Genomic DNA, 12,558 nt, shown 5'->3' with positions numbered 1-12,558 from the left:
TGTTTCCGTGACGACCGGCCATCTTATCTCCGACGCGGATCTTGCGTTTTTGTGCGATGTAAACACGAACCAACATGTTCACACCCGATTGCAATTCATCTCCGTTTGCACGCGTAAAGATCTTGACATCGCGAACAACACCATCTCCACCGTGAGGTACACGAAGAGAAGTATCACGCACTTCACGAGATTTATCTCCAAAAATAGCGTGGAGGAGACGTTCTTCAGCAGAAAGGTCTTTTTCACCCTTCGGTGTCACCTTACCAACTAAGATGTCGCCTTCTTTTACTTCCGCACCGATACGGATAATACCCATTTCGTCAAGGTTTCTGAGAGCATCTTCCCCAACGTTTGGAATTTCACGAGTGATTTCTTCAGGGCCTAACTTAGTGTCGCGCGTTTCTGATTCGAATTCTTCCAAGTGAACAGATGTGTAGACATCTTCTTTCACCAAGCGTTCGCTCATGATAACGGCATCCTCAAAGTTGTAACCTTCCCATGTCATGTATGCGACGATTGGGTTTTGACCAAGGGCCATTTCCCCTTTTTCCATCGATGGACCGTCTGCGATAAAGTCTCCTTTTTCAACAACGTCACCAACTTTTACAAGAGTACGTTGGTTGTATGCAGTACCTGAGTTTGAACGACGGAATTTTTGGATGTGGTAGACATCAAGAGATCCATCTTTACGACGAACTTCTACCTTATCCGCATCTGCATAGCTAACTTTACCATCATGTTGCGCAATGACTGCAGCTCCTGAGTCATGAGCTGCTTGATATTCCATACCAGTACCCACGTAAGGCGCTTTTGGATCGATCAATGGCACAGCCTGACGTTGCATGTTGGCACCCATGAGGGCACGGTTGGAGTCATCGTTTTCCAAGAACGGAATACATGCTGTCGCAACGGCAACTACTTGTTTTGGAGATACATCCATGTAGTCGACTTGATCAGATGGGAACTCTTGGTTGTTACCACGGTGACGTCCCATAACGATTGGCTCAGCAAAACCACCTTTTTCGTTCAACTTAGAGTTGGACTGGGCTACGATGTACTCATCTTCTTCATCAGCTGTCAACCAAACGATTTCGTTAGTGACCACACCTTTTTCACGGTCTACTTTACGGTATGGCGTTTGGATGAATCCATACTTGTTCAAGTGTCCGTAGGATGACAAGTTGTTAATCAAACCGATGTTTGGTCCTTCAGGTGTTTCGATTGGACACATACGTCCATAGTGAGTGTAGTGCACGTCACGGACTTCGTATCCAGCACGGTCACGTGTCAAACCACCAGGCCCTAAAGCTGATAAACGACGTTTGTGAGACAACTCAGAAAGTGGATTGTGTTGGTCCATGAACTGGGACAATTGTGAAGAACCAAAGAATTCTTTGATCGCTGCAGTCACTGGACGAATGTTGATAATTTGTTGTGGTGTTAATACTTCATTATCTTGAACAGACATGCGTTCACGAACATTACGTTCCATCCGTGAAAGTCCAAGACGCACTTGGTTGGCAAGTAATTCACCAACCGCACGGATCCGGCGGTTTCCAAGGTGGTCGATATCATCCACGCGGCCAAGACCTTCAGCCAAGTTAAGGAAGTAGCTCATTTCAGCAAGGATATCGGCTGGAGTGATGGTACGAACCTTATCATCTGGATTAGCATTGCCGATGATAGTGACAACGCGATCTGGATCTGTTGGTGCCACAACCTTGAATTTTTGAAGAACGACTGGTTCTGTCAATACTGCTGAATCATTTGGAGTATAGACAATCTTGTTCAGATCACCATCCAAATGTTCTGAGATGCTGTCGATGACATCGCGTGTCATCACGGTACCAGCTTCTACAAGGATTTCTCCTGTTTCGGCATCTACCAATGGTTCTGCGATCGTTTGGTTCAACAAACGGTTCTTGATATTGAGTTTCTTGTTGATCTTGTAGCGACCAACTGGGGCCAAGTCATAACGACGTGGGTCAAAGAAACGGGCTACCAACAAGCTACGTGAGCTTTCCGCTGTTTTTGGCTCACCTGGACGAAGACGCTCATAAATTTCTTTAAGAGCTTCATCTGTACGAGAATCCATTGGATTTTTGTGGATATCTTTTTCAACAGTGTTGCGAACTAATTCACTATCCCCAAAGATATCAAAAATCTCGTCATCCCCAGAGAAACCAAGGGCACGAACTAAGGTCGTAAATGGAATCTTACGCGTACGGTCGATACGAGTATAAGCAATATCTTTTGAGTCTGTTTCAAGCTCTAGCCAAGCTCCACGGTTCGGAATAACCGTTGATCCATAGCCAACCTTACCGTTCTTGTCCACCTTATCATTGAAGTAGACACCTGGTGAACGGACGAGCTGAGATACGATGATCCGCTCTCCACCATTGATGATGAAGGTTCCCATCTCAGTCATGATTGGGAAATCACCAAAGAAGACTTCTTGAGTTTTGATTTCGCCTGTTTCCTTGTTAACCAAGCGGAAGGTTACAAAGATTGGGGCAGAATAGCTCGCATCATGGATACGTGCTTCTTCCAAGGTATACTTTGGTTCTCTGATTTCATAGCCGACGAATTCCAACTCCATTGTGTCTGTGAAGTTCGAAATTGGCAATACATCTTCGAAAACTTCTTTCAAACCATGATCCAGAAAATCTTTAAATGAATCCGTTTGGATTTCAATCAAATTTGGTAAATCAAGAACTTCTTTGATTCTTGAAAAACTACGACGGGTCCGATGTTTCCCGTATTGAACGTCATGTCCTGCCAAAGTTTTAACTCCTTTTCTATACTAGGATACCAGCTAGGGGAAGGCCCTCTCTGAAAATCCGGTTTCTAGATCGCTTCTGACCACATCAGAATAGTTCTGATCCAGTCGAAACGATGTTATGAAGGGGGTGTGATCTACATCACGTGAGAAGAAATCTCCTCCGTATCATTCATCCTTTTTGGAATTTTTAGAAAGATTAAGTTTGTATGACAAATCTGTTTGTTTCTAAAAATAGGCACAAAAAGAGCAGCTAAATCGACTTTTATAAAGTTTGATTTAACTGCTGTAAGCTTCTATTTGGACAATATTTCAAATAAAGCACACGACAAATTACTTGTCCTTATTATATCGTATTTTCACAAAAAACACAAGGTTTTCTCTAGACATGAAAACGATTTTATGGTATTGTCCCTGATAATTTTTACCGGTTTTGTCCACTCGATGATGAACTGCTTGGCGTACTAGTATTGCCTGTCCGATTGCTATTGCGATTCCCATTGGAAGTCCCCGCTGAACCTCCTAGCATTCCAGCCCAAGCACTAGCATAATCATTATCTGATCCACCAATAGCAAAACGGTAGGTCGTTTGTGGAGCACCATTTTTAGCCCAATAGCTGGTAACTGTCGCACCCGACACATCGATGTCACGACCATTGACATTGACACGACCAGGTCGTTGTCCTGTAGCTTTCAGAACAGTCGATGAAATGACACTACTATCTAGGGTGAAGCGGTCTTGCACTCCCCAAGCATTTGGATCCGCCTGGTAGATAGCATTGGCTAAATAGGCCATGTAGCTTGCGTTGTTGTTGTAACCTGTCAATGGAGCCATAGAAGCATTGTTATCGTGTCCAATCCAGCCACCTAAGGTGAGATTTGGAGTAGACAGCATGAGCCACATATCTCCATTCTCATTGGTAGTTCCGGTTTTCCCGATCCAATCGGCATTAGCAAGGGTTGGGTTGACCTGGCTGATCCGGCTCTTGAAGGTCGTTGTTGCACCGGAGCTGATGACACCTCTTAACAGATCCTGCATGATAGTCGCAGTTGCTGCTGAGTATACTCGAGTTGGTTTGCTTTCGTGCTGGTAAACAACTTTTCCGTTTTGGTCCATGATTTTTTCAATCATGTAGCGTTTTTGGTAATTCCCATTATTGGCAAGGGTTTGATAACCGTTTGTATGTTGGGCAACGCTTACTTCGATCCCGCCTCCCATTGGCAGACTTTCAATGCCGTACTCAGCGATATCGTAGCCCATTTTTTCCATATAGCCAGGTACATCGACACCCTTTTCACGGAGAGTACGATAGGTCCAATAAGCTGGGATATTCCATGAGGTATTGAGGGCCTCTCGGAGGTCCATCATACCAGTTCCTCGGTTATCCACGTGCATAATTGGCTCTCCACTAGAGAAGTTGGTTGGGTAATTGGAGACGATGCTATTGCTTCCCATCAAGCCTTGGTCAATGGCGATTCCATAAGCCAGCAAGGGTTTAATGGTAGAACCTGGAGAACGCTTTGTATCAAAGGCATGGTTATTTTGATTCCCGTCAAAATTCCGTCCCCCAACAAAGCCAAGAATCGCTCCTGTTCGGTTGTCCATAAGGACATTCCCAACTTCCACCGTACCTGTTCCATCATCCAAGATACCACCATAATTGGCAACTGCTTCTTGCATGGCATTGTAGATAGCTTTGTTGATAGTGGTTTGGACCGTATAGCCACCCTCTCTCAATTCTTTCTTCGCTAACTCTTGATAAGACTTAACCGTTGAATTGTTTTTTAGGTCGTGACTAGAAACGTTGTCTCTCTTGATTAGATACTCATACATAGCATCTTCCGCTTCACTAACAGCTTGGAAATACAAGTAGTCGTGTGGTGTCTTCTCGATGCCATTTGAAGGAAGGAAATCCTTGCTTAGATCATATTGACTATATTGGTCGTACTCTTCCTTGCTGATAGCACCCGTCCGATACATATTGTACAAGACATCCTTGGCACGATCCAAGCCTAAAGCTTGATTTTCCGGAGTCTTGAGGCTGCCATCAGAAGCGTAAGGCGAGTAGACAATTGGACTCTGTGGCAAACCAGCAATAAATGCCGCCTGTGGAACAGTCAAGTCTTTGGCAGAAACACCAAAAATCCCTTGAGCTGCAGCTTCCACTCCTGCGATATTTTGTCCCCGGTTGTTTCGACCAAATGGAGAGACATTGAGGTAGGTCGTTAAAATTTCGTCCTTATCCATTACCCGCTCCAGAGCAAGGGCATCGATAATCTCAGCGGCCTTCCGTGAGAAGGTCGGTGCATCTCCCACAACTTGTTGTTTGATCAACTGTTGGGTCAGAGTCGAACCACCACTAGAGGACCCTACTCCAGCAACTGAACCCAAGGTAGCCCGGATTACCGCTTTCGGAACAACCCCGTTATGGCTATTAAAATTTTCGTCCTCAGTTGCAATAACAGCCTTTTTGACATTGTCCGAAATCGCATCCTTTTGGACAGGAATCCGAATCAAGTCACTGTCAATATCAGAAATGATGCTTCCATCTGAGTAGGAAATCTTTGAAACGCTCGAAATATTTCGCACTTGTTGAACCAATTGGGTCGGATCCGGTGTCTCTGTCTCATTAAATAGGCTGGCTGCATAGCCAATTGCAATCCCTGCACCAAACAAGAGACCACCTATAGCAAACACCAATAACACATCCCAAAGGAGTTTCATCGTCCGGAGAATGGTTGCTAGGAAATCTCCTAGTGACCAGCCCTCCTTGTCTTCTTTCTCATCGACCTCAACAGTCATCTTGGCAAAGAAGTCTTTTATTTTCTTCCCGCACTTTGTAAAAAATTCTCTCATTTGACTCACTCTATTTCTCCTTGTCCTTCCTATTATACCAAATGGACCACTTCCTTTTCAATTCCTAAAGTTGAGAACACCGTTTCCAACTGGATTTTTTTCGTCCTTTCATTGCTATTTCAAGTCATTATGGTAAAATAGAGAGAAACCATACAGATACTGGACTGTTTTCATCGATCCGGCCAGTAGCTTAGAAAAGGAGAGAACGATGCACATTTTTGATGAGCTAAAAGAACGTGGTTTGATTTTCCAAACGACTGACGAAGATGCTTTGCGTAAAGCCCTAGAAGAAGGACAAGTATCGTATTATACTGGCTACGATCCAACTGCTGATAGTTTGCACCTTGGGCACCTTGTTGCAATCTTGACCAGTCGTCGCTTACAATTGGCAGGCCACAAACCTTATGCGCTTGTCGGTGGTGCGACCGGACTCATTGGAGACCCTTCTTTCAAAGATGCCGAGCGCAGTTTACAAACTAAGGAGACTGTAGACGGTTGGGTCACTTCTATCCAAGGGCAATTGTCTCGTTTCTTAGATTTTGAAAATGGGGAAAATAAGGCTGTCATGGTCAATAACTACGACTGGTTTGGCAGCATTAGCTTCATTGACTTCCTTCGCGACATCGGAAAATACTTTACTGTCAACTACATGATGAGCAAGGAATCTGTGAAGAAACGTATCGAAACAGGAATTTCTTACACTGAATTTGCCTACCAAATCATGCAAGGCTACGACTTCTTTGTTCTGAACCAAGAGCACAATGTCACTTTGCAAATCGGTGGTTCTGACCAGTGGGGAAATATGACAGCTGGTACAGAGTTGCTTCGTCGGAAGGCTGATAAGACTGGTCACGTCATCACTGTTCCCCTCATTACAGATGCGACTGGTAAGAAATTTGGTAAATCTGAAGGGAATGCGGTTTGGCTCAACCCTGAAAAGACTTCTCCATACGAAATGTACCAATTCTGGATGAATGTCATGGATGCTGACGCTGTACGCTTCTTGAAAATCTTTACTTTCTTGTCACTGGATGAGATTGAAGACATCCGCAAACAGTTTGAAGCTGCTCCTCATGAACGCTTGGCTCAAAAAGTCTTGGCTCGTGAAGTCGTAACACTTGTTCACGGTGAAGAAGCCTACAAGGAAGCCCTTAACATCACTGAGCAACTCTTTGCAGGAAACATCAAAAACCTTTCTGTCAAAGAACTCAAACAAGGACTTCGTGGTGTACCAAACTACCAAGTACAAGCGGACGAAAACCACAATATCGTAGAATTGCTCGTGTCTTCTGGCGTGGTGAATTCCAAACGCCAAGCCCGAGAAGATGTTCAAAATGGAGCTATCTACGTCAACGGCGACCGCATCCAAGACCTTGACTATGTCTTGAGCGATAGCGATAAATTAGAAAATGAATTGACCGTTATCCGTCGCGGTAAGAAAAAATACTTTGTTTTGACTTATTAAAAAGAAGACCTCTGAAGCTATGACTTTCAGAGGTTTTTTGGTACACTAGATGTATCATGACGATCAAACCAAAATTACAACGATTTCAAACAGCCACTGCTTTTGCCTGTCCCATCTGTCAAGAAGCCCTTGACCTGATCCAACAAAGCTTGGTCTGCACTAACCGCCACTCCTTTGACCTTGCTAAGTTTGGCTATGTGAACTTAGCCCCACAAGTGAAGGCTTCCAAGGACTATGACAAGGAGAATTTTCAAAACCGGCAACTCGTTCTAGAGAACGGTTTTTACGACCATATCCTCACTAGCCTGTCAGAATGTTTGTCTCCACTGGACCATCCAGCCAACATTTTAGATATTGGTTGTGGAGAAGGCTACTATTCGCGCAGCTTACAGGAACGCTATCCAGACCATTCCTTTTACGCCTTTGATTTATCTAAGGAATCGATCCAACTGGCTGCCAAAAGCGACCAGGAATGGAAGGTCAAGTGGTTTGTCGGAGATTTAGCCCGTCTCCCTCTTTTGGACCAGAGCATGGACCTTCTCCTAGATATCTTTTCGCCAGCAAATTATCAGGAATTTAAACGGGTCCTGGCCCCAGAAGGTCGCCTTATCAAGGTCATCCCAACAGCCGCCCATCTGCAAGAGATTCGTCAGAAGGTGAAGGATCACCTGGATCAGGCCGATTATTCCAATGAGCAGATTATTCAACATTTCTCTGATCATTTTACGATTGAAAACACCATCCATTGCCAGGAAACCTTCGAACTAACACCAGCATTGCGGGAGGCCCTTCTGAGCATGACGCCTCTCCTCTTTCACGTCAATCCAGCTCAAATTGACTGGAACGATTTGACTCAGGTCACCATTTCTGCCACGATTTTGATCGGAAGAAGCAACTAAAAAATACCCTCCATTGATTAGAAAATGGAGGGTATTTTTCATGTTTTCAGATCAGTCACTTTCCTCTACGCCGATTTGTTGACGGTAGGCTTTAGGAGACTTGCCACACAACTTGCGGAATACTTTATAAAAGTAACCGACATTGCTGTAGCCAACTTCATAGCAAATATCTTCAATGCTTTCCGTTGTGGATAAAAGCAACTGTTGGGCAGCTTTGATCCGTTGTTTATTCAAGAGCTCTGCAAAGGTGGAATTGGTCTCACGTTTGATCAATTGCCCTAAATAAACAGGATTGATATAGAGATCTTTGCTGATATCCTTGAGCGACAGTTCCTTCCGATAGTCGCGTCCAATTACTTCTAAGACGGTCGCCACATTATTGTTCATCCGATATTGAGAGAAGAAGGTCTCCAATTGATTCCGAACGCAGGTAACAAGATCCTCGAAAGTCGTTGTCTCATGAACGGCTTTCACAACTTCTGTCAGGTTATCTCCCTGCAGGTGTTCAAACAAATGAAAGACATCCATAATGAACTGAATAAAGAGTTGCTTGGCTATCGCCACTTTTGGGGTATGGCTTCTCACGGTTTCTTCCAACCAGTTCAACTCCTCCAAAATCTGTTGGATATTTCCCTGAATGATGACACGGTAGATGGGTTCGTAGTAATTAAAGACACCATCTTCTTCCTCCAAAGGGAGATCCCCATAAAACAGACTTCGTTCAACAAGCTCTTTAAATTGTTGAAAATGTTCCTTATAAGGTGCTTGGAAACGGCGCTGTAGGAAAGCTCCTTCATCCTCATCGGAAAGATAGAGTTGAAGATTTTTTCCTAAGACCTGATAAGACGAACTGGCAAAGCCCTTCCTTTCCTTATCCACTCCAATCCAGAGTTGTTTTCTTCCTCGGATGGCTTGTTCGAACTCTTCTTCTGACCAATCTTCATGAAGGAGCCGATTGGCCGTTTCTTGGTCTGGTTTTTTTAGAGTTTGAGATAACTTTTCTAGGATATTCCCCAGCTCCACCTTATTGACAGGCTTTAACAGGTAGTCTGCCACCCGGAGGTTTAAGGCTTTTTTTACATAAGCAAAATCCTGGTAGCCCGACATAATGATATAAGCCGCATGGGGAAGAATGGACTGCATTTGATCAATCATTTCTAGACCAGTTTTTCCTGGCATATTGACATCCGTAATCACGATATCCACTGGATAATCCGCAACATAGGCCAAGGCTTGATCTGCATCCTCTGCTGTGTAAACAACCTCCATGTCCCATTTTTCAAAGGGAATCAGTTTTTTCAACCCCTCAGTAATCATATATTCATCGTCAACCAATAAGACTTTATACACGATTCTTTCCTCTTAAGTGTCCTCGATGGTAATCGTATAGAGAACACCTTTTCCTTTTTCTGATGTAATTTGAATGTGGTAACGATCCCCAAAGTAGAGAAGGAAACGCTCGTGGACATTGACAATCCCAATCGATTGTCGCCCCTTACTCTCTTCTACTTCTTCTCGTGGATCCCTATGACTCAATATTTGTTGGATCCGTTGCAGTTGGCTCGGTCCCAGTCCTCTCCCATTGTCTTGAACCCGAATTTCCACAGCTCCTCCAACATGACGGACTTTGATACTAATGACATTGTCCTTGCGCTTGTGATCAACTCCATGAACAAAGTAATTTTCCACTAGTGGCTGAAGAGTAAACTTCGGAATAACCATCTCTTCTAGACCGGGTTCAATTTTAAAGCCATAAGCAATCGATTTTGGATAACGCACCATACAGAGATAGCTGTATTTTCTACAAAATTCCAACTCATTTTCGATGGTCGTTTCTTTCTCCTCTGAAATATTGTTTCGAAGGAGACTACTAAATTCGTAAATAATATCAGCTAATTCTTCTTGATCCTGCATAACTGCATACATGCGAATAAACTCCATGGTATTATACATAAAATGCGGATTAATCTGCGCTTGCAAGGCCTTCAAATTGGCATCTTTTTGGCTCAGTTGTAGCTGATAGATATCACGGATAGACTTGTCCATATTGTCTAACATGGTATTGGTCGTTTCTGCAACTAAAAGGAGCTCCTGCTCTTTGGTATCCACATTGATCCGTCGCTCAGAATCCCCCTGGCTGATGGCTTCCATGGTATCTACCAAATCCAAAACTTGTTTTTGGTAATTACGGAAAATTCGTTGAAGCAAGAGATACAAGACCAAGACCAGGATTAAGGCGACCGAAATCATCCAGGTAAAACTAAACAAGGCTGTTCGAACCGTGTAAGAGGTCGGAATCCCAACCCAGATTTGATAGCCGTAAGCAGTATCTCGCACAATCCACTGGCTGTGATCTTTAGGGTTGATATCCCCTCTGTGGTAAAAAACCTTGCCCAAGGGATTATAGATTTGGACGGCAACTGGAATCGTGTCTTGAATATTGTCAACGACAGAATCCAATAGCGCTGGATTGATTTTAATATAAGCCAGTCCAATATCCTCGCCAGTCGTCACATCCGTTAAGGAGACTGGGATGGCTTGCGAGCTGGCCTTGTACCGATCCGCTGGAACTTGTTGCCCTCCTTTTTTATTTTTACTGGAGACAAACACAGTCGTATAGTCATTTAACACCAAATCGATTTGGTCGAGTGCGTCATGTTCCAAGTAAAGAGTCTCAACATTGCGGTGCAGGGAGACTTGAATATAGTTGGAAAAGTAATTGTCCAGTCGCCAACTTTCGTATTCAGAAGGCGACATTGAAAAGTACTTGTAAACTCCTTCGAGCTTGGCAGGGTTTTCTACCAGACTCTTTCCCCATTGTGTCGATCTTTTGTAGATATCCTCTACCTCAGCAGTCAAGCGAGAGGAAATCAACTGAGCGATCCGATCGGTTTCTGCTCGCTGATTATGCCAATAGACCAAGGATACTGTTACGCCTAAGGTCGTGATGATCCCCACCATGATATAGGCATAGAACTTCAAAAGAGTCGCTAACCATATTTTTTTCATAATTAAGAAACCACTTTAGAGCGAATTGTTTCGTAGACGGGTTGAAAAATGTCATTGACAAAGAAATGCCACAAGCCCAGTAAAACAAAGAAAAACAAAGCCGGAACGAAATGGGTAACAACCCCTAGAAGAAAGGTCCCCAAGAGAAACTTGGTCACTGCACGAATATCCAGAAAAGCACCAATGAAACTCAACTTCAAGCTGTTGAGATAGGACAAGTCAAAATGGACTTGAAGCTTGAGATAGACTGCAAAAGTCAGGGGAGCCACCAATAAGAAAATCAGATTCACCAATAGGATAAAAATCTGAAACAGGGACAAGTGAGGCAATTGAACCATCAGATACATGCCATAGACAAGAATGGCCTCGATTAAAAAAAATGTATAGAAAACCTGGTTGGCCCGACGAAAGTTTTCTTTATAAAGCGACCAAGCTTCAGACCAACCATATTGTTTGTAATCAGATCCATGTTCGGCATATAGACTCATAATCGTTGCACTAGCTGGCCCAAACCCAAACAGGATGCCTCCACAAAAGGTTAGCGCCCAAAAGATTCCTGTTGCCAGCATGGCTAAATAGACTCTTGTAAAAATAAATTCAATCATTCTTCCCATAATTTGTCTCCATGTTCATTTGCTGTATAGGGGAGCTTATGACTTAGTATAGTTTCCCTAGTACAACTGATGATTATACCCTATATTATAGCACATTTCCCCTGATGATTTCGATTTCAAAATCATCAACAGAAAAGACTTTGAAGTGCGAAGACCTCAAAGTCTTTTGATAGACTTAAGCAAGTAATGTTAGCTTATTTCTTAGAAGCAAGGTACTCATCGTATTGTTTTTGGATTTCATCCAATACTTTTTGGTAAGCACCTTCTGATTTCAATTTTTCAAGCATCTTAGGAATTTCAACTTCAGGATCTACTGTACCTGTATTGATGGCACTTGTGAATTGGTTCAAAGTGTTTGTAAGGGCAGTGATTTCTGATTTCACGTTTTCAGTGTTGAAGATGAATCCAAGTGCTGGAGATTCTTTTGCAGTTTCCAAGTCTTTCTTAGATTGTGCAATTTGCTCATCCGTTACGTTTTCGTTGATGTAAAGAATCCAGTTGTTACCAGTATTCCATCCAGACATGTGAGTGTTTCCGTTGTAGCCATCCAAGACTTTCACACGGTTTTCTTTACCTTCAACTTTTTCCCAGTTCTTGCCTTCTGGACCATAAACAAGTCCGTTCAAGAGTTCTGGGTTTGTGTTCAAGAGGTTCAATACTTCCATTGCTTTTTCTTTGTTCTTAGAGTTGTTTGAGATGACAAAGTTTGCAACTTGAGTAGTGTTGTTTTTCTTGTAAAGTTGAGTGAATGGTTTGATCTCGATCTTACGGTTTGCTACACGAGTAAGCAAGCTGTTACCGTAGTCAGCAGGTCCTACTGTTTCTTCACGTACCAACCAAGTATCTTGAGAAAGGTCATATCCAGTGTCGCTTGTAGCTACGTCTTTTGGAATGTAGCCAGCTTCATAGTATTTATGAAGAGTCTTCAAGTTTTC

8 protein-coding genes are annotated in these 12,558 nt (G+C 43.3%); 2 read left to right on the top strand and 6 right to left on the bottom strand.

What is annotated here, in order from left to right:
• Together rpoB and pbp1b are read right to left on the bottom strand one after the other, a co-directional pair.
• Positions 1-2,782, bottom strand: a 2,782-nt coding sequence (gene rpoB, locus RCH62_RS07695; RefSeq protein WP_306474962.1) for a DNA-directed RNA polymerase subunit beta, incomplete at its 3' end; no start/stop codon positions are given.
• Positions 2,783-3,203: 421 nt separating this feature from the next.
• A complete protein-coding gene (gene pbp1b / locus RCH62_RS07690; RefSeq protein ID WP_048789474.1) occupies positions 3,204-5,645 on the bottom strand; it encodes a penicillin-binding protein PBP1B in 2,442 nt (813 codons plus the stop codon).
• 199 nt (positions 5,646-5,844) lie between these two features.
• On the opposite strand from pbp1b, the gene tyrS reads away from it, so the two are divergent.
• Positions 5,845-7,101, top strand: coding sequence for a tyrosine--tRNA ligase (gene tyrS, locus RCH62_RS07685; protein WP_048789473.1), 1,257 nt, complete (start codon positions 5,845-5,847; stop codon positions 7,099-7,101).
• Between the two features lie 56 nt (positions 7,102-7,157).
• The gene (locus RCH62_RS07680; protein WP_048789472.1) at positions 7,158-8,000 is read left to right on the top strand and encodes a methyltransferase domain-containing protein; all 843 of its coding nucleotides are present in this window, start codon (positions 7,158-7,160) and stop codon (positions 7,998-8,000) included.
• Positions 8,001-8,051: 51 nt separating this feature from the next.
• Here the strand turns inward: RCH62_RS07680 and RCH62_RS07675 are convergent, their stop codons facing one another.
• The 4 genes from RCH62_RS07675 to RCH62_RS07660 all read right to left on the bottom strand — a co-directional run.
• Positions 8,052-9,350, bottom strand: coding sequence for a response regulator transcription factor (locus RCH62_RS07675; RefSeq protein ID WP_048789471.1), 1,299 nt, complete (start codon positions 9,348-9,350; stop codon positions 8,052-8,054).
• 12 nt (positions 9,351-9,362) lie between these two features.
• Positions 9,363-11,009: a sensor histidine kinase gene (locus RCH62_RS07670; protein ID WP_306474961.1), complete on the bottom strand. Its 1,647-nt coding sequence runs from the start codon at positions 11,007-11,009 to the stop codon at positions 9,363-9,365.
• Between the two features lie 2 nt (positions 11,010-11,011).
• Entirely contained in the window at positions 11,012-11,623 is a 612-nt protein-coding gene (locus RCH62_RS07665; protein ID WP_306474960.1) for a YesL family protein, read from the bottom strand.
• Between the two features lie 194 nt (positions 11,624-11,817).
• Positions 11,818-12,558 (bottom strand): ABC transporter substrate-binding protein (locus tag RCH62_RS07660; protein ID WP_306474959.1); only part of this gene is annotated, 741 nt, incomplete at its 5' end.

The sequence above is a fragment of the Streptococcus sp. genome (assembly GCF_030825805.1).
Lineage (GTDB): Bacteria > Bacillota > Bacilli > Lactobacillales > Streptococcaceae > Streptococcus.
The sequence above is the reverse complement of the archived record's forward strand: the minus strand, read 5'-3'. Positions and strand labels throughout refer to the sequence as shown.

Bases quoted from the DNA above. Each gene is read 5' to 3' on its own strand.
- tyrS (WP_048789473.1), top strand. From the start codon at position 5,845: ATGCACATTTTTGATGAGCTAAAAGAACGTGGTTTGATTTTCCAAACG.
- RCH62_RS07680 (WP_048789472.1), top strand. From the start codon at position 7,158: ATGACGATCAAACCAAAATTACAACGATTTCAAACAGCCACTGCTTTT.
- RCH62_RS07670 (WP_306474961.1), bottom strand. From the start codon at position 11,009: ATGAAAAAAATATGGTTAGCGACTCTTTTGAAGTTCTATGCCTATATC.
- RCH62_RS07665 (WP_306474960.1), bottom strand. From the start codon at position 11,623: ATGGGAAGAATGATTGAATTTATTTTTACAAGAGTCTATTTAGCCATG.